General features: G+C 31.6%; 21 protein-coding genes. 8 read left to right on the plus strand and 13 right to left on the minus strand.

Features of this window, described 5'->3' with window-relative positions; genetic code table 11:
• Positions 1-31: 31 nt before the first annotated feature.
• Positions 32-292 carry a helix-turn-helix domain-containing protein gene (locus GKR88_16910; protein QMU65786.1) on the plus strand — a complete coding sequence of 87 codons (261 nt, stop codon included), beginning with the start codon at positions 32-34 and terminating at the stop codon, positions 290-292.
• Positions 293-339: 47 nt separating this feature from the next.
• Here GKR88_16910 and GKR88_16915 read toward each other — a convergent pair whose 3' ends face one another.
• The 5 genes from GKR88_16915 to GKR88_16935 all read right to left on the minus strand — a co-directional run bounded on the left by GKR88_16915 (position 340) and on the right by GKR88_16935 (position 3,361).
• Positions 340-645, minus strand: a complete 306-nt coding sequence (locus tag GKR88_16915; GenBank protein ID QMU65787.1) for a hypothetical protein — start codon at positions 643-645, stop codon at positions 340-342.
• Between the two features lie 9 nt (positions 646-654).
• Positions 655-1,653 carry a hypothetical protein gene (locus GKR88_16920; protein ID QMU65788.1) on the minus strand — a complete coding sequence of 333 codons (999 nt, stop codon included), beginning with the start codon at positions 1,651-1,653 and terminating at the stop codon, positions 655-657.
• 261 nt (positions 1,654-1,914) lie between these two features.
• Entirely contained in the window at positions 1,915-2,169 is a 255-nt protein-coding gene (locus tag GKR88_16925; protein ID QMU65789.1) for a hypothetical protein, read from the minus strand.
• The gene (locus GKR88_16930; GenBank protein QMU65790.1) at positions 2,166-2,876 is read right to left on the minus strand and encodes a hypothetical protein; all 711 of its coding nucleotides are present in this window, start codon (positions 2,874-2,876) and stop codon (positions 2,166-2,168) included. The genes GKR88_16925 and GKR88_16930 overlap by 4 nt, the downstream gene beginning before the upstream one ends.
• Positions 2,877-3,166: 290 nt before the next feature.
• Positions 3,167-3,361, minus strand: coding sequence for a hypothetical protein (locus GKR88_16935; GenBank protein QMU65791.1), 195 nt, complete (start codon positions 3,359-3,361; stop codon positions 3,167-3,169).
• Positions 3,362-3,747: 386 nt separating this feature from the next.
• On the opposite strand from GKR88_16935, the gene GKR88_16940 reads away from it, so the two are divergent.
• From GKR88_16940 to GKR88_16960, 5 genes are all read left to right on the plus strand, one after another.
• Positions 3,748-5,346, plus strand: a complete 1,599-nt coding sequence (locus GKR88_16940; protein ID QMU65792.1) for a hypothetical protein — start codon at positions 3,748-3,750, stop codon at positions 5,344-5,346.
• 42 nt (positions 5,347-5,388) lie between these two features.
• Complete coding sequence (locus GKR88_16945) at positions 5,389-6,327, plus strand: tyrosine-type recombinase/integrase (protein ID QMU65793.1); 939 nt, start codon at positions 5,389-5,391, stop codon at positions 6,325-6,327.
• Positions 6,324-7,229, plus strand: a complete 906-nt coding sequence (locus GKR88_16950) for a tyrosine-type recombinase/integrase (GenBank protein QMU65794.1) — start codon at positions 6,324-6,326, stop codon at positions 7,227-7,229. The genes GKR88_16945 and GKR88_16950 overlap by 4 nt, the downstream gene beginning before the upstream one ends.
• Before the next feature lie 66 nt (positions 7,230-7,295).
• Positions 7,296-8,408 carry a hypothetical protein gene (locus GKR88_16955; protein QMU65795.1) on the plus strand — a complete coding sequence of 371 codons (1,113 nt, stop codon included), beginning with the start codon at positions 7,296-7,298 and terminating at the stop codon, positions 8,406-8,408.
• Positions 8,409-8,882, plus strand: a complete 474-nt coding sequence (locus GKR88_16960) for a hypothetical protein (GenBank protein ID QMU65796.1) — start codon at positions 8,409-8,411, stop codon at positions 8,880-8,882.
• 434 nt (positions 8,883-9,316) lie between these two features.
• Here GKR88_16960 and GKR88_16965 read toward each other — a convergent pair whose 3' ends face one another.
• A complete protein-coding gene (locus tag GKR88_16965; GenBank protein ID QMU65797.1) occupies positions 9,317-10,312 on the minus strand; it encodes a transposase in 996 nt (331 codons plus the stop codon).
• Between the two features lie 459 nt (positions 10,313-10,771).
• On the opposite strand from GKR88_16965, the gene GKR88_16970 reads away from it, so the two are divergent.
• Entirely contained in the window at positions 10,772-11,107 is a 336-nt protein-coding gene (locus GKR88_16970) for a hypothetical protein (protein QMU65798.1), read from the plus strand.
• Positions 11,108-12,521: 1,414 nt separating this feature from the next.
• On the plus strand, positions 12,522-13,517 hold the full coding sequence (locus GKR88_16975) for a transposase (protein QMU65799.1): 996 nt from the start codon (positions 12,522-12,524) through the stop codon (positions 13,515-13,517).
• Positions 13,518-13,951: 434 nt separating this feature from the next.
• On the opposite strand, the gene GKR88_16980 is transcribed toward GKR88_16975, so the two are convergent.
• From GKR88_16980 to GKR88_17010, 7 genes are all read right to left on the minus strand, one after another.
• Positions 13,952-14,425, minus strand: coding sequence for a hypothetical protein (locus tag GKR88_16980; protein QMU65800.1), 474 nt, complete (start codon positions 14,423-14,425; stop codon positions 13,952-13,954).
• The gene (locus GKR88_16985; protein ID QMU65801.1) at positions 14,426-15,388 is read right to left on the minus strand and encodes a hypothetical protein; all 963 of its coding nucleotides are present in this window, start codon (positions 15,386-15,388) and stop codon (positions 14,426-14,428) included.
• A 406-nt stretch (positions 15,389-15,794) separates the two neighbouring features.
• Positions 15,795-16,115, minus strand: coding sequence for a hypothetical protein (locus tag GKR88_16990; GenBank protein ID QMU65802.1), 321 nt, complete (start codon positions 16,113-16,115; stop codon positions 15,795-15,797).
• Positions 16,116-16,169: 54 nt separating this feature from the next.
• Entirely contained in the window at positions 16,170-16,490 is a 321-nt protein-coding gene (locus GKR88_16995; GenBank protein QMU65803.1) for a hypothetical protein, read from the minus strand.
• Between the two features lie 155 nt (positions 16,491-16,645).
• Positions 16,646-17,173, minus strand: a complete 528-nt coding sequence (locus GKR88_17000) for an ORF6N domain-containing protein (protein ID QMU65804.1) — start codon at positions 17,171-17,173, stop codon at positions 16,646-16,648.
• A gap of 97 nt (positions 17,174-17,270) precedes the next feature.
• A complete protein-coding gene (locus GKR88_17005; GenBank protein ID QMU65805.1) occupies positions 17,271-17,924 on the minus strand; it encodes a tyrosine-type recombinase/integrase in 654 nt (217 codons plus the stop codon).
• Positions 17,899-18,156, minus strand: coding sequence for a hypothetical protein (locus GKR88_17010; GenBank protein QMU65806.1), 258 nt, complete (start codon positions 18,154-18,156; stop codon positions 17,899-17,901). The genes GKR88_17005 and GKR88_17010 overlap by 26 nt, the downstream gene beginning before the upstream one ends.

The raw sequence follows: 18,156 nt of genomic DNA on the forward strand, positions 1-18,156 counted from the left end.
GGAAGCTTACACGTTAGCCAAAAATCTTGGTGTGCATCATTCCATTATTGGAAGATATGAGCGTGACGAAGTAAAACCGACTATTGACGTGGTTAAAAAATTAGCTGATAGTCTTGATACAACTGTTGGTTATTTACTTGGGGAAAGTGATGATAAAAACGTACTTAAAAGTTCTACAATGCTTAAAAGGTTAAATGATATTAGCGACCTTTCCGATAAAGACCGTGATTATATTCTTTACACACTTGATGCACTTATTAGAGACGCTAAAACTAAAAACGCTTATGCATAAAAAAACCACCCCGAAAGGTGGTTTAATTTCAATTAGATAACTATTAACTAATCTGCATCGTTATTTTCAAATAAATATGAATAGTATTTAGGGTCTTTAATATGATATAATATGTGCCTAAATTCTTCTCCAATATCTAAAAGAATGTCATCTATCTGACTCTCTGATATTTTGTTAGACATTAGTTTTGGTATCAGTTCTTTTGTTATTAAAGATGTTGATTCTGTTATATCCAAAAAAGCATGTGCTAAGGTAGATGACTCTCTATCATTTTTATTATCTAAAGAATTAACTTTTTCAGATTTACTTAAATTCTTAGATAGTTTATTTAATTTTTCAGTATAATCTTCCATATTCTAAAATTATTTTAAAACATCCTTTATCGCTTGTAATTGAGTTTTAAACGTTGTTATTTCTCTCTCAACAGAGCTAGTATGCCCTCCTGCTTTCTTAATTTCTTTCAATTTTTTAAGATGCTCTGTTAACCTACGTTGTATTTTCTTTTGAGATTTAACAACAGATTTTTTTCCATGCTGTTGTAATTGCTTTTGGAAAGCTTTATACATTGCTTTACTATAAAGCTTTTTACCTTTAAAAATACTTTTAAAAATATTCACTAAAGATTTCCATTTGAATATACCACCACCGCCAACATATTCTAACAATCCTAAGCCCCCTACTGGGGTTACTTTATTTTGGTCAGGACCATTTGGATTAATCGCAACATAAAATCCTTCAGGCAATTTTGCATCCGAAAAAATGTCTCCTCCATAAATTGTTTGTCCTACAATATACTGAGAACCTGCACTTTCTTGACCAATAATATTTTCCTCACTTCGTGTATTTAAATAAATATTATTGTCCCCATCATCTTTGTAGTCTATTATCTTTCCCGTATTATCTACAACAGTTGAAGCATTATATTCAGGAAGATAGTTTGATCTTGAATTATCAAAATTCTTTTCTTCATCCATATTATCAATACCAATAGGCATCATTCCATCAGGGTCGGTAAAATACATAGGATTATTAAAAGCATAATTATAGGGAGAGTGTCTACGCATTTCTTCAGCCAACGGATCTATGTTCATCCACTTTCCTAAACTAGCATCGTAATTCCTGGCAGTAATATCATACCAATTTAATCCTAACTCATCTTGTAATTCGTTACCACCAAACTTTCTCTTTTGAGCAACGCTATTTCCGTTGGAACTTACGACATTATTGTAACCTTTGTGTTCAAGTCCAAAGAGTAAATAACTACGTGCTTTTAAACTACTTTTCTTTGAGGTCAGTGCTTTTTTATTCCAAACTAATTTTAGTTCAGTACTTTGATGATATTTCAGTTTTAGACAGCTCAAATTTTTTAAAAACTTTTTGTAAAAAGAATTGTTTCAAAACTACAAAAAAAATATCGTAAGAGAAAAAAAAGGAAAAAGACAAAAAAACCGCTTTAAAAAGACCAAAAATAAACTAAAAAAACATCTGAAAAAAGCCCCACCGCAAAGCGGTAAAAAACCTGTATTGAGCTTGTCGAAATAAGCCCAATCGCCTTTGGCGGATAAGGCACAAAAAAACACGCCGTTAGGCGTGTTAAAAGCAATCCAAAGTAAAAGAGTGTTTTAATGATTAAATTCTTCGTTTAAACGGTAGATTTTCATTCCCCAGTGGTCTGTTCCTGTACAAAGAACGGCTTTGTGTTGTATGAGGCGGTGCAGTACCTTATTGATTAGTTTTTTGCTATGTACGGTATCATAAGCAACCTGCTCGGAAGTAAAACAATCTTGGTCGTAAAAATCCAACAAATCGCCGTAGAGTTCCCAAATGATTTGTTTGTTCTCAAAATCGTTAAAAGTATCTTGGTCTAGTGTTTTCATTTTACATCGGTTTTTACTATTTGATAGCGATAACAAGCCCCTATTTTGCGACAACGTTTTATCTTGTTTTCTTCTTTAAATTGGTTTAAAAACTGATTTACGGTACTACGGTCTATAGCTGTTTTCGCAAAAAGTTCTTTGGTTTCAAAAGGTTCGGTAGGAAAATATTTAAGTATCAAACTCCATATTTGCTCTTTTTGATTGATGCGTTGTTGTTTGGGCTGTTTATGTTGTAATTTAAAAAGTTTAAAAGTGGTTAAAAAATCTTCATCATCAGTTTGTAAAACATCGCTCATCAGTTCAGGTCTGTTGGTGCTTCGTATCATAGCAAAGGTTTTTACCCAATCTAAAAACAACAAAGCGTGTTTTTTGTGATAGGTGCTAAAAATAGCGTTTACGTAGTCCGTATTGTGAAAAACTACTTTTGTCTGTTGCAGTTCATCAAACAAAAGCGGAACGGTTTGTAAAAAATCATTTTCTACTACTTTGCGTAATTTAAAAATTGATTTTTCAGTAATTTTTGTAAAATCAAAATTGGCTTCACGTGTGCGTGTGTGCGTGCGAGGGTTTTGGTTTGGTTGTCGTCCTACTGTCAATCCCTTTGTTTTAGGGAATTTAAGGGTTGGAATAGGGGTTTTGACTAACTGTCCTACTGAATTTAAAAAAGGAACTGCGTTTTGTGAGGTTTTTGCATTAAAATTTTCCATAAAAAAGGGGTTAAAAAGATTAAAATAAAACGCTAAATAAGGCAAAATAAAAAGGCAAAAAAGCAAGAGATATACACAAAGGGCAAAAGAAGAAAAGCCCCATTCCGCCCTCATTTCAGGGGTTTTTGTGGGGCTTTTTTGTGTTTTTCGTTTGGGTTTTTAGGTTTTTTTGGTGGTGGTTTTTCTTGGGCTTTTTTTCGTTTCGTTTTTGGTCTTTTAAAACGTTTTTTATCTTAAATTTCATTTTTTTATTGCCGTAAGGCAAAAGGGCTTTTTTTTGACTGAAACAGTCATTTATTTGTTATTTTTTTGAGCCGATTATTCGGCTTCATCACGCCAAAGACAAACTGTTTTTTTGGGCTTTTTTTACCGCTTTGCGGTGGGGCTTTTTTTATTACTGCCGTAGGTAGTAAAGGATTTTTTATTTTTCTTTTTTTGCTCTGCTCCGCAGTGCAATTTTTGGGGCTTTTTTTTTGGGTTTTCAACCCATTTTTTTAGTTTTTAAACAAACTATTTTTGATATTTTGGCAAACTCAATACAAGTTTTAGGCGGTTCTTATTTGTTCACTTTTTTGTCAATTTAGTATTTGATTTTTAAAAGCAATTTTAAGCCTGTTTTTTGCTCTTTTTTAGCCGTTTTTCGGCTCTCAGATTTAGGGTTTTGTTTCTGTTCTTTTTTGTACTTTTTCTTCTCTTTTTTGCTTTGGTTTTGAGCTGTTTTTGGTTTCGTTTTTCTGTGTTTTTCGCCCCCACAAAAACCCCTGAAATGAGGGCGGAATGGGGCTTTTCTTCTTTTGCCCTTTGTGTATATCTATTCCTTTGTTTTTCGTAATTTCTTTAGAAATTTGAATTTAAATTTAAACCTATTACAATGGAAAACTTAACCCTACACAACACAAATTTTATCACTTTTAATGATGCTTTTTTAAGCATTGATATTTTGGGTGGCGTAGATTTGCAACAAGTAGAAAGAATGGTTTGCACTTTGCGAATTACCCACAAAAATTATCCGTCATTTAGAAGCACACTTGACCTGTACAACGACCACCAAACCGATAAATTAATCCGTACACTTTGCGACAAATGGGAACTTAAAATGTTGGAGGTTTCTAAAACTTTACACAGCCTTATTCTACAATTAGAGAATTACCTATTGCACTCTTTACGATATACAGGAAAAAAATCAAAAGAAAATTTTGAAGTATCCGCAGACGATAAAAAAGAAGCATTGAAAATACTAAAAAGTAAAAACTTGCTTTCACAACTTATAAAAGGTTTAAATACAACTGGTATCATTGGCGAGGATGAAAACGCCGTTATTTTGTTTCTTGCTTTGGCTTCCTATAAATATAGCAATCCATTTTCTGTTTTGTGTTTGGCAAAAAGTGGTATTGGTAAAAGCTATATTTTACAAAAATTAAGTGAATGTATGCCCAATAATTCTTTTAGTTTTCATACACAAATATCTGCAAACGCCTTGTATTATTTCAACTCTTACGAACTTCAAAACAAAGCCCTTTTAATTGAGGATTTAGAATGGACTACACAAATGTTATCGCCTTTGGCAACTCTGCAAACACAAGGAAAATTAGTAAAAACTAGAGCCACCAAAGACAAAGACGGAATGCTACACAGCACTACTTTTGAAGTTACTGGAAATCTTTGTTTACTGGCTTGTGCTTATTCTGATAAAAATTATGAAAGTTTGAGTTTGCCTTTTTTGATGCTCCATTTAAACCATAGCCAAAGCCAAGATATTGCTATTATGGAATATCAAAAAAAGTGCAAAGCAGGACTTATAAAAACGGATGAAATCAAAACCACACAAACAAAACTAAAAAACGTAATTGCAACACTTCAAAATGTATCAATTACAAACCCTTTTGCTACATTGATTGAACTTCCAAAAGACGTAAATCACCCAAGAAAATCATTATTGTTATTGCTCAATTTTATTGAAGTTATTACCTATTTTTTTCAGTTCCAAAGAGAGCAAACAGTTGATAAAACAACAGGAGAAATTTTTGTAAAGACCCACCCAAACGATATAGCATTAGCTTTTAAATATCTTAAAAATTCTTTGTTCCGTAGAGCGGATGAATTAAGCACAACAGCAAGAGGATTTTATCATTGGCTAACTGATTTTTTGGCAGAAGCCAAAACAACTCAATTTACAGCTTTGGATATTAGAAAAGCAAAACCAATTCATCCAAGAACTTTAAACCGATACCTGCAAGAACTCAAATTGTATGCTTATGTTCAAGTGGTTGGTGGAAACAAACACCGTGAGGGTTTTGTTTACAAAATTACACAATTTGGCAATCAAACAGATGTACAAAACCGCATTGAAAAAGACTTAAAATATACACTTGAAAAAATAAAAAAAGAGCATCAAAAAGAACACGAAAAGCAAAACAGTAAGCCAGTTAGTCAAAAGGAAGTGTCTAACTCTAAAACTCAACAATCATAAGCCTTTAGAAGTAAGACGACACTAAATTTTATTTTTTGAACAATGCAAGATTTTATTAACTATTTACAAACCAAAAACCACGCAGAAATCACGCAAAAAAAATACACCAAAAGCGTAGCTGATTTTTTAAAATGGTTTACAAAGGAAGACATTAATACTACTAAAAAAGATGTTTTGGAGTACTTGTCCTATCTTAAAAAAAATCTTCACCAAACCAACAGCAGACGTAAAGGAGATTTAACAGCTTTAAGGCATTATTTTACTTTTTTACAGCAAAATGATTTAATAGCGACCAACCCCACTAACTTTTTAAAAATAAGAGGAGCAAGAAAAAAAACACTTTACAATATCTATTCTTTTGCAGAACTGGAACAGCTAAACGATAATTTTTACCACAACTTTATTAGGAATTTCAACTACAATAAATACGTAGGAGAAAACGACCGAGAACGCTCTCTTTTATGCAGAGAAAGAAACTATTGTATGTTGGGGATGCTTGTGTATCAAGGTTTGCTAACCAAAGAATTAAAAAAAATAAAACTTACCGATTTAGACCTAAACAAAGCCACTTTAAAAATACAAAAAGCAAAAAAAAGTAATGGCAGAACCATTGTTTTAAATGCTACACAAATAGGTGTTTTAATCAATTATACACAGCAAATAAGACCTAAAATAGCAAACTTATATAATCAAGAAACTGAACAGCTTTTTTTGTCTTACCCTATTTCCAATGAAAAAAACAATATTCAAGATTTTCGAGGAGTGGTGCAATACCTTGCTAAACAGGTTAAGAAAATAGACAGTAATTTTTTAAATTTTAAGCAGTTACGAGCTTCGGTTATTACAAATTGGATAAAAAATGAGGGATTGCGAAAAGCACAATATTTAGCAGGACATCGCTACATATCTAGCACCGAAAGTTATAAGGTAAACGATTTGGAAAGCCTAACTGATGACATTGCAAAACATCATCCATTTTGAGCGAAAACCTAACAATTATTAACCAAGAATATAAAGAGTGGTTGGCTACTTTGGGCTTTTCACATTCCATTGTTTACAACTATAATTTTAGTGTAAGGGATTTTTTTAATTGGCTTGACACGCAGGGCGTGAGCCAAATAAACAAGCTGACTGCAAAGCACATTACTACTTATTTTAATTACTTACAAATACGCCCAAACAAGCGAAGAAAAGGCGGGTTGAGTACTGCACATCTCAACAAAACTTTTGATGCCATAGACAAGCTGATGGAGTTTATGCATCAAATAGGAATGCACACCGCACCCAACCCAACAAATTACAGAATTGAACAGGACAAGCAGGAAAGAGTAAACAATATACACCCTTTTACCAAAGAAGAAATAAAGGAATTGCAAAACAATATCTCAAAAACATACCCCAAATATCATTTTGAAAAAAGAGAGAAAAAGCAGGAACAATTAAAACTTATTTTTGCTTTGTTTTATGGTTGTGGCATACGCAGAACCGAGGGGATGAACCTTGAAGTAACGGACATTAATTTTGATACTAAAACGCTTTTTATAAGACAAGGAAAAAATTATAAAGACCGCATCATCCCATTAAGTACAGGGGTTTATAAAGTACTGGAAAACTACGTTTACAATTTTAGAAACCTGCAAAAAATAACACACCGAAAACTCTTTATTCATAGTTCTTGTGGGCTTACAAACAGTCTTAAAGATTTACAGAAAATCACGCCAAATAAAGTCATACAAAGCAAAAGATTAACCTTTCATATTTTACGCCATAGTATCGCTACACAACTACTTCAAAATGGTGTTAGTATTGAAAATATTGCACAGTTCTTGGGGCATTCTTCACTAGAAAGTACGCAGATTTATACACATATCGTAAACCGATAATCTTATCAATTAGCGAACTAAAAACCTAAAGGGTAGCAGAACCAAACTAATTTTACAGTATTTTTTATTATTATTAGCCATACTTTACTTATTTTTGAACTTCACTTTTTTATAAAAAATTTGGGCTGTTTAAAATTAAAATATCATCAAAGTACTGAACTAAAATTAGTTTGGAATAAAAAAACATTGACCTCAAAGAAAAGTGATTTAAAAAGACGTAGTTATTTCCTCTTTGGACTTGAACATAAAGGATACAATAATATTGTAACATCAACGAATCCAGCACAGAATTATACATACAACGGAAAAGAAAAACAAGAAGAGTTAGGTTTAAACTGGCTTGATTATGGTGCAAGAAATTATGACCCTGCGATAGGAAGATGGATGAACCTTGACCCTCTTGCTGAATTATATGACGATAACTCTCCATATAATTATGTGAAAAATAATCCAATCTATTTTGTTGACCCTGATGGAATGAAAATAGACCTTTCGGATATTTTTAAAGATAAAGAAAACTTTCAAAAAGGTGTAGAATTGTTACTTGATTTATCACAACAAACAGGCTTAAGCTTATCAGTAAATAAGAGTGATGGACTTTTAAATTATGGTAAAGACGAAAATGGTAAAGCAGAAGTAGAAGAAAGTGGTGGTCAACAACTTGGAAGTTCGGCAGCAAGAAGCAGTTTAGTTGGAGCTATTGACCACGAAGATACTGTTAATGTTTCTTTAGTTAGTCATAATTTAGGTAGTGCTACAGCTGGGAATGATATAAGATTAGACCCAACACAAATAGAAACTCAAATTGGAAATGTATCAGAAGGATTAAACTCTAAAACTTTAGGCTACGGTATGACTTTCTTGCACGAATTACATCATACAGATGTCGGAGGAGATTTACGAGATACTGATAAAGAGTTTTCTAAAGGTCCTGTAGTTGAGAAGATGAATGTAATAAGACAACAATTAGATGCAAACCCTTTAAATCAAATACTTGGAGAAGGTACACAATATGGTATTAGAAAATATTATATGAGTAGTGAAATCTCAAGGAAGACACACAAGAAAAGATATGATAAAATTTTATCTAAAGTTAGTTTTTCAATACTGAATGAAAAAGGTAGAAAGAAAGGAGCAAGTACAAAAACTCAAGTTGTTAAAAGAAAAAAAAGTAACTAAATGAAATATCTAATTTTAATAACAACATTTTTATTGCAATCTTGTGCAAGTGCTCAAGCCACAGATGTATATAGAAAAATAGTTGATGATATAAAAAACTCAAAAAAGTACGAGGATTTTACAAATCAGAGTAAACAGAAATGTAAAGGACTATTTGTGTCGAAGTATAAATATTCTGTCTGTAGTTTTGGTTCTTTTTTTAAAAATGAGGAGATAAAAGCATTTATTGATAATGAGTGTAGCGAAGAAGAAACCTTTAAAACAGAAAAAAGCAATGTTCTGAACAAACTTTCTGATAAGGGGGAAACGTGCTTTATAGCTGATTTTTCTTTTAAAGTCAAAGATAAGATAGCTGTAAAAATAATATCTAAAAGTGATGAGAATAAGATAGGTTACGAAAGTTTACACTTCTTATATGATGTAAGTAACAACCAAGCACAAAGGTTAGAAATCATAGAAGTCACAAATGATTAACAAGAAAAGACCACTTCATAACGAGGTGGTTTTTTTATGCTTTAAAGTGAAGCCATATTTTTAGAGAAGAAATCTTTAAACTTGGATTTAGTTAGCATACTATCAATAATACGCGGCACACACTATTAAAACCACGACAAAAAGGTTCCAACATTGGAACTTTCCAATAATGACAAGGGTTTTAAGGAAATGACATAAGTTGAAAATTTATAAAGACATAGGAATATTTAATAGTGGATATTTCTATGTTCTTTCATGACTATAAAGTGAATTTTATATAATCGTAACCATAGTTATCTAGGAAATGAGTTTATTTGAAGTATTTTAAGAATTACACCCTATAGGAATTACACAAGCATTAAATTCTTGATTGGTTCGTACCCCTGTATTCTATGATAAAAACAAGTAAAAGTTGAGATATTATTTTTACTAATTTATGCAGCAAATTTAAAAGTATCTACATAGGGTGTTTGTCGTTTGACAACGGCAAACACTCTTGCTATTAATTTGTTTCTAATAATGTTAACGGTACTCATTTTACTTTTGCCTTGTTTTATTCTTTTATGATAGTATAATTTCATTTCTGGGTTATGTTGTATAGCAGAAATAGCGCACATATTAATAATTGCTTTCAATTTTTTATTAGCCAAATGAGAGACTTTTGTACGTCCTTTAATACTAGTTCCAGATTGGTAAGGAAAAGGAGCAACACCACCATAAGAGGCAAACTTTCTCCAGTTTTCAAATTTTGAAAAATTGTCAGTAAACACAATCATCATTATAGCAGTTTGCATTCCTATACCTTTAACACTAGTAACAAGTTTATAGGTTTCTTTTAACATTATATTTTGGTCAATAATAGCTTGCATTTGAGTATTAATCTTGTGTATTTGTTTGGTTAGTTCTGCAATCATTTTTTGTTGAACGTCAAAGATTATTTTATACTCTTTTGCTTTATAAATTCTTTTTTGTTCTTTCAAAGTAACTTTAAAACCAGCTCTTTGTTTGTTAAGTTTTGTCCTTAAAGATAAGATACTTTTTAGTTGTAATATACTTCTTTTAGGTAGCTTACTGGGTTTAAGTTCTTCTTTTAATCGATACCCATATAGAGCAATGCGTTTGGCATCAATTTGGTCATCCTTTCCACGAGCAATACCAATAGATCTTTTAATTTCTAAACCAGAAGCTATGAAAAAAGATAATTTTTGTTCAGTTAAAGACACAGATAATAAATGAGAGTACATTCCTGTATGTTCAAATACAAACATGGTTTCTTCTTTAGAGAAAGACGAATTTTTAAAACTCCACTTTAGCATTAATTTAAATCCAGATTTACTGTTCTCAAACTGTTGAACAATTTGTTTAGAATAGATACAAACATCAATTAATAATTTACTGACATCGATTCCGATAATTTCATTTGTTTTCATAATTTTGTAATTAGATATTAATAATAGTTACTTAAACTAAGACCTTTAATAAGGGCAGAAACTGAAATTCTATATGGTTCTAAGTAACTTTTAAAAAGAACGGAGACTAATACGGGGGATGGCTCTAAAAAGCTAGCTGGCCGCTAAAGTTCACTCCGTTCTTTTGTGTTTTTGGTTATCAACAAAATAAGAGTTATTAACAAAGAAAAAAAGAAGCAAAAAAAGAAATTTCATCATAACTATTATGTTTTTATTTTAAGTAATTATTTCTATTTGCTAATCTAAAGGCTCGTCCTAGTATGTCACGCAACCGCTACCGCTAGCATTTGCTAGTGGCGTTTGTGAGTAAAACAACGAAAAAAAGGAGTTTAAGAAATTAAGATATTTTTTTCGTTGTTTTTAGCAAATTACAGTTTACAAAAACGCTTGCAATACCTGTTCTAAAGCGGTTATTTTATTTTGGTTTTAAAACCTGCTCCGTTCACACCCCAAAATTTACCGAAAACAAAAAAGTTATTAACATTCCTTTTTTTCTTCTCTACCCCTTTATACGCCTATCTTTCTTCCGTTTTTTCTTTGTTTTTGTTTTCCGCCCCATTCCGCCCTCATTTCAGGGGTTTTTGTGGGGGCGAAAAACACAGGAAAACGAAACCAAAAACAGCTCAAAACCAAAGCAAAAAAGAGAAGAAAAAGTACAAAAAAGAACAGAAACAAAACCCTAAATCTGAGAGCCGAAAAACGGCTAAAAAAGAGCAAAAAACAGGCTTAAAATTGCTTTTAAAAATCAAATACTAAATTGACAAAAAAGTGAACAAATAAGAACCGCCTAAAACTTGTATTGAGTTTGCCAAAATATCAAAAATAGTTTGTTTAAAAACTAAAAAAATGGGTTGAAAACCCAAAAAAAAAGCCCCACCGCCTTTGGCGGAAAAAAAGCCCAAAAAAATACTCCGATTTTCGGAGCATAAAAATCAATTTTGCTAATAAATTGACAAAAATCAGCTTATAAAATGGGTTGCAGAACCACAACCAACCAACACCGACAAAATGGCGTAATTGTTAATAACTCAAAGTCAAAAAACAGTCAATATTTAGAGAGAAATGAGAAGTAAAACGCCTAAAACCAAAAAATAATTCAGCCTTAAAATAAGAACAAAAATTTAGGTCATAAAATCTTAAATTAGGCGCAAGATTTGTCAAAATAATTGCGGAAAATCGCAAAAAAAACCTGTGTCGGCTCACTAAAAAAGTTCAAAAATTGCCCTGCAAAGCAGTGTAAAAGAAGAAGAAAAAACAAAAAAAATGTTTGTGGTTGATTACCACAAAAAGCCCCACCGCAAAGCGGTAAAAAAAGCCCAAAAAAACAGTTTGTCTTTGGCGTGATGAAGCCGAATAATCGGCTCAAAAAAATAACAAATAAATGACTGTTTCAGTCAAAAAAAAGCCCTTTTGCCTTACGGCAATAAAAAAATGAAATTTAAGATAAAAAACGTTTTAAAAGACCAAAAACGAAACGAAAAAAAGCCCAAGAAAAACCACCACCAAAAAAACCTAAAAACCCAAACGAAAAACACAAAAAAGCCCCACAAAAACCCCTGAAATGAGGACGGAATGGGGCGGAAAACAAAAACAAAGAAAAAACGGAAGAAAGATAGGCGTATAAAGGGGTAGAGAAGAAAAAAAGGAATGTTAATAACTTTTTTGTTTTCGGTAAATTTTGGGGTGTGAACGGAGCAGGTTTTAAAACCAAAATAAAATAACCGCTTTAGAACAGGTATTGCAAGCGTTTTTGTAAACTGTAATTTGCTAAAAACAACGAAAAAAATATCTTAATTTCTTAAACTCCTTTTTTTCGTTGTTTTACTCACAAACGCCACTAGCAAATGCTAGCGGTAGCGGTTGCGTGACATACTAGGACGAGCCTTTAGATTAGCAAATAGAAATAATTACTTAAAATAAAAACATAATAGTTATGATGAAATTTCTTTTTTTGCTTCTTTTTTTCTTTGTTAATAACTCTTATTTTGTTGATAACCAAAAACACAAAAGAACGGAGTGAACTTTAGCGGCCAGCTAGCTTTTTAGAGCCATCCCCCGTATTAGTCTCCGTTCTTTTTAAAAGTTACTTAGAACCATATAGAATTTCAGTTTCTGCCCTTATTAAAGGTCTTAGTTTAAGTAACTATTATTAATATCTAATTACAAAATTATGAAAACAAATGAAATTATCGGAATCGATGTCAGTAAATTATTAATTGATGTTTGTATCTATTCTAAACAAATTGTTCAACAGTTTGAGAACAGTAAATCTGGATTTAAATTAATGCTAAAGTGGAGTTTTAAAAATTCGTCTTTCTCTAAAGAAGAAACCATGTTTGTATTTGAACATACAGGAATGTACTCTCATTTATTATCTGTGTCTTTAACTGAACAAAAATTATCTTTTTTCATAGCTTCTGGTTTAGAAATTAAAAGATCTATTGGTATTGCTCGTGGAAAGGATGACCAAATTGATGCCAAACGCATTGCTCTATATGGGTATCGATTAAAAGAAGAACTTAAACCCAGTAAGCTACCTAAAAGAAGTATATTACAACTAAAAAGTCTCTTATCTTTAAGGACAAAACTTAACAAACAAAGAGCTGGTTTTAAAGTTACTTTGAAAGAACAAAAAAGAATTTATAAAGCAAAAGAGTATAAAATAATCTTTGACGTTCAACAAAAAATGATTGCAGAACTAACCAAACAAATACACAAGATTAATACTCAAATGCAAGCTATTATTGACCAAAATATAATGTTAAAAGAAACCTATAAACTTGTTACTAGTGTTAAAGGTATAGGAATGCAAACTGCTATAATGATGATTGTGTTTACTGACAATTTTTCAAAATTTGAAAACTGGAGAAAGTTTGCCTCTTATTGTGGTGTTGCTCCTTTTCCTTACCAATCTGGAACTAGTATTAAAGGACGTACAAAAGTCTCTCATTTGGCTAATAAAAAATTGAAAGCAATTATTAATATGTGCGCTATTTCTGCTATACAACATAACCCAGAAATGAAATTATACTATCATAAAAGAATAAAACAAGGCAAAAGTAAAATGAGTACCGTTAACATTATTAGAAACAAATTAATAGCAAGAGTGTTTGCCGTTGTCAAACGACAAACACCCTATGTAGATACTTTTAAATTTGCTGCATAAATTAGTAAAAATAATATCTCAACTTTTACTTGTTTTTATCATAGAATACAGGGGTACGAACCAATCAAGAATTTAATGCTTGTGTAATTCCTATAGGGTGTAATTCTTAAAATACTTCAAATAAACTCATTTCCTAGATAACTATGGTTACGATTATATAAAATTCACTTTATAGTCATGAAAGAACATAGAAATATCCACTATTAAATATTCCTATGTCTTTATAAATTTTCAACTTATGTCATTTCCTTAAAACCCTTGTCATTATTGGAAAGTTCCAATGTTGGAACCTTTTTGTCGTGGTTTTAATAGTGTGTGCCGCGTATTATTGATAGTATGCTAACTAAATCCAAGTTTAAAGATTTCTTCTCTAAAAATATGGCTTCACTTTAAAGCATAAAAAAACCACCTCGTTATGAAGTGGTCTTTTCTTGTTAATCATTTGTGACTTCTATGATTTCTAACCTTTGTGCTTGGTTGTTACTTACATCATATAAGAAGTGTAAACTTTCGTAACCTATCTTATTCTCATCACTTTTAGATATTATTTTTACAGCTATCTTATCTTTGACTTTAAAAGAAAAATCAGCTATAAAGCACGTTTCCCCCTTATCAGAAAGTTTGTTCAGAACATTGCTTTTTTCTGTTTTAAAGGTTTCTTCTTCGCTACACTCATTATCAATAAATGCTTTTATCTCCTCATTTTTAAAAAAAGAACCAAAACTACAGACAGAATATTTATACTTCGACACAAATAGTCCTTTACATTTCTGTTTACTCTGATTTGTAAAATCCTCGTACTTTTTTGAGTTTTTTATATCATCAACTATTTTTCTATATACATCTGTGGCTTGAGCACTTGCACAAGATTGCAATAAAAATGTTGTTATTAAAATTAGATATTTCATTTAGTTACTTTTTTTTCTTTTAACAACTTGAGTTTTTGTACTTGCTCCTTTCTTTCTACCTTTTTCATTCAGTATTGAAAAACTAACTTTAGATAAAATTTTATCATATCTTTTCTTGTGTGTCTTCCTTGAGATTTCACTACTCATATAATATTTTCTAATACCATATTGTGTACCTTCTCCAAGTATTTGATTTAAAGGGTTTGCATCTAATTGTTGTCTTATTACATTCATCTTCTCAACTACAGGACCTTTAGAAAACTCTTTATCAGTATCTCGTAAATCTCCTCCGACATCTGTATGATGTAATTCGTGCAAGAAAGTCATACCGTAGCCTAAAGTTTTAGAGTTTAATCCTTCTGATACATTTCCAATTTGAGTTTCTATTTGTGTTGGGTCTAATCTTATATCATTCCCAGCTGTAGCACTACCTAAATTATGACTAACTAAAGAAACATTAACAGTATCTTCGTGGTCAATAGCTCCAACTAAACTGCTTCTTGCTGCCGAACTTCCAAGTTGTTGACCACCACTTTCTTCTACTTCTGCTTTACCATTTTCGTCTTTACCATAATTTAAAAGTCCATCACTCTTATTTACTGATAAGCTTAAGCCTGTTTGTTGTGATAAATCAAGTAACAATTCTACACCTTTTTGAAAGTTTTCTTTATCTTTAAAAATATCCGAAAGGTCTATTTTCATTCCATCAGGGTCAACAAAATAGATTGGATTATTTTTCACATAATTATATGGAGAGTTATCGTCATATAATTCAGCAAGAGGGTCAAGGTTCATCCATCTTCCTATCGCAGGGTCATAATTTCTTGCACCATAATCAAGCCAGTTTAAACCTAACTCTTCTTGTTTTTCTTTTCCGTTGTATGTATAATTCTGTGCTGGATTCGTTGATGTTACAATATTATTGTATCCTTTATGTTCAAGTCCAAAGGGATATAACTTTATGCGTTTTTTTTAATAAAAGCCCATTTTTTATCGCTTATACCTGACAAAAACAGATTTTTTTAAGAACGTCCTCACTTCATGACCATTGTAAATATATGATTTTATGATTAAATCCGCACTCCAAAAACCCAGTATTTTCGTTCCTCAAAACCCCTGTGTTTTTTCCGTTTCCTTTCCCTCGATATTTGTACATAATTGGCATTATAATACAAATTCAGGAGTTTACTATTTGATCGGTTCTTCGCTTGTAAGTTATAATGTAAATTATGTAAAATACTCCAGGCTCATAGCTACCTGAGCGCACAGTGGAACTAAGATTGATGATAATAGCTTTGATTTTTAAGTAAAAAAGTCGTATTTTAGCTACGACGTCTTAGAGGACTAAAATCGTTTGCTAAGTAAGAAGTTATCTTTTAATTAGGTAGCTTCTTTTTTTATGCTCTTTGTGAAGACTAGCGCCCTTCGGTTGCTTCATTTTAATACTTGTCGATTTTTCCCCTGGCTTTTTTCCACCTCTAAAAAATCGCCAATTATTAAAACGGTTTACCTCCGTTTTAAAAAGATGAGGATTTATAGAAAGGGTTATAGCAGGGAGATAAATCGTCAGCTTTTTAAAACCGACAAGCGATAGTGCGTTCAGCATCGGAACTACATCGTTTATGGTAAGTTCTTCTCTCTGTGATATCTCAAGTGTTTTCCGTACTGATTTTAAAAACTGTAAACTCATTTTAGGATTGATTCCGGGTTGTAAATCTATTTTAGGATTTAGCTAAAAAAACGGTCAACTCATTTCAGGATAATAGCCCACTATGTATTTCCCTTTTTTTGATTTAACCGTACTGTTTATAGAGGCCAACGCCGATTGAGTGTTCTGCGTTGTACGCAAAACCAGCGCAGCGAAAGCGCAGCGCCAAAGCCGACGTGGACACATTGTCTGCGAACGATTAAGTGAGCAGCGTGGACGCGCCACAAGCATTTTTTTTCTCCTTATTATAAAAATAATAAATCGATTAAAAAAAAATGCGCAGTAGGCTTTGGCACCAGCGGCTGCGCCAGATAAGCAGCGGTGGATTTTTGTAGGCGACCCATAGGAGCCTAACAAAAATACAGAGGAGCTGCGAGTGAGCGGAGCAGAAGCAGGGAGGCAGCAGCTTTTTTTTGGACAAAAACGGCTGTAAGCCGATGTATTTTTTTTTGGCCAAAAAAAAGTGCTGCACAGAGGGGCGTAGCGAACACCTTATAACCCCCTGTTTAATACTATTTTTTAAAGCCTATTTGCTTTCGTGGAATTGAATTCTCTTTCTTTTCTGTTAATTCATCTAAATAATCAAATACCAATTCTATATTCTTACTATGATTCGTTAACTTCTTTTTGATTTGTTCAATATCAAGTTTTACACTTAAATTATCTGTTAATATGGTTCGTAACTTAGTAAAAACTCTAATGATTTTAATATTTACTATAATTGCTCTTTCGCTATTTAAAATGCATGATAACATTGTAACTCCTTGCTCAGTAAAACAAAATGGAGCATATCGTAATCCTTTCTTATCTTGATTAGAAGTAACAAATTGCGATCTCCAAATTTCTAATTCTTGCTTTGTCATTTCAAACATAAAATCTTCTGGAAAACGTTTCTCATTTCTTCTTACAGCTTGTTTTAAAACTCTAGTTTCTACTCCGTAAAGTTCTGCTAAGTCTCTATCTAACATTACTTTTTGATTTCTAATAAAGTAAATCTTATTAGAAATTATTTCATCTGGAATAGTAATTTCGTTGCTCATTTTTTATACTTTAATTTGTGTAAAAATAGTTTTTTTAAATTGGAGATCACAAATTGTGACCTCCAATTTAAGGTGTTAATTTGGCTCCTTAATTTTTTTAATTAATTGGATGAAAGTTATTTACAATCTCATGTAAAGATTCTAAATCGTTTTGTACATAACGTTCTGTAGAAGATATATAACGATGCCCTGCCATGACTTGCACTTGTCTTAAATTGTAGTGTTTCAACCAATTTGTAATTACTGAAGCTCGGATTTGATTGGAACTATTTACTTTATGATTTGTCTTTTTTAACTTCTTTAAAATATGATGGATTGTGATTCCTAATCGTTTGTTATTTGGTATAAATATTCTGTCAGTCTCTAGTTGTTTTCTAATCAATATTTCTTCTCTAACTTCTTTTATATATTCTAAAAATTCTATGACTTGCCAGGGTTTTAATTCTAATGTTCTTGAGTTACTTCTTGCTCCACTTTTTATATAAACTTTGCCTTTATAAAGTTGTAAATCTTCGAGTTCTAATTGTATGAGTTCTGTTGTATTTAATCCTTGATAGACTAGTAAACCAACGATTACTTTATTCCTCTTTGCACACAGTCTGTGGTACTTATCTGCGACATTGTCGCTTTGATAACTATAATATAAATCTTCCAATTCATCAGATTCTAAGATGTTGTAATTGACTGTTCTTTTGATGCCTTTAATGGTGGTAGTTTCTATCGGGTTATCTGGCCGCAAGGCGACAGCTATTAAATAGTTTAGATAGCTTCTTTATGATTCCAAGTTTATGATTTACCGTCTTTTTATTAGTATTCTTTCTTTGTAAGTGTTTAATATATTTCATACAAGTTTTGTAATCTATTTGATCTGGAGTTGTATGATTTCTGTTACACCATTTTATAAACTTACCTACCCCGTTTGTATAACTATCTATTGTTGTTGTTCTATAATTCTCTTTCTCTAAATATGTTTTATAGTTCAT

The organism is Flavobacteriaceae bacterium, assembly GCA_014075215.1.
Classification (GTDB): Bacteria; Bacteroidota; Bacteroidia; order Flavobacteriales; family Flavobacteriaceae; genus Polaribacter.

Bases quoted from the DNA above. Each gene is read 5' to 3' on its own strand.
- GKR88_16915 (QMU65787.1), bottom strand. From the start codon at position 645: ATGGAAGATTATACTGAAAAATTAAATAAACTATCTAAGAATTTAAGT.
- GKR88_16925 (QMU65789.1), bottom strand. From the start codon at position 2,169: ATGAAAACACTAGACCAAGATACTTTTAACGATTTTGAGAACAAACAA.
- GKR88_16930 (QMU65790.1), bottom strand. From the start codon at position 2,876: ATGGAAAATTTTAATGCAAAAACCTCACAAAACGCAGTTCCTTTTTTA.
- GKR88_16940 (QMU65792.1), top strand. From the start codon at position 3,748: ATGGAAAACTTAACCCTACACAACACAAATTTTATCACTTTTAATGAT.
- GKR88_16945 (QMU65793.1), top strand. From the start codon at position 5,389: ATGCAAGATTTTATTAACTATTTACAAACCAAAAACCACGCAGAAATC.
- GKR88_16960 (QMU65796.1), top strand. From the start codon at position 8,409: ATGAAATATCTAATTTTAATAACAACATTTTTATTGCAATCTTGTGCA.
- GKR88_16965 (QMU65797.1), bottom strand. From the start codon at position 10,312: ATGAAAACAAATGAAATTATCGGAATCGATGTCAGTAAATTATTAATT.
- GKR88_16975 (QMU65799.1), top strand. From the start codon at position 12,522: ATGAAAACAAATGAAATTATCGGAATCGATGTCAGTAAATTATTAATT.
- GKR88_16980 (QMU65800.1), bottom strand. From the start codon at position 14,425: ATGAAATATCTAATTTTAATAACAACATTTTTATTGCAATCTTGTGCA.
- GKR88_16990 (QMU65802.1), bottom strand. From the start codon at position 16,115: ATGAGTTTACAGTTTTTAAAATCAGTACGGAAAACACTTGAGATATCA.
- GKR88_17000 (QMU65804.1), bottom strand. From the start codon at position 17,173: ATGAGCAACGAAATTACTATTCCAGATGAAATAATTTCTAATAAGATT.
- GKR88_17010 (QMU65806.1), bottom strand. From the start codon at position 18,156: ATGAACTATAAAACATATTTAGAGAAAGAGAATTATAGAACAACAACA.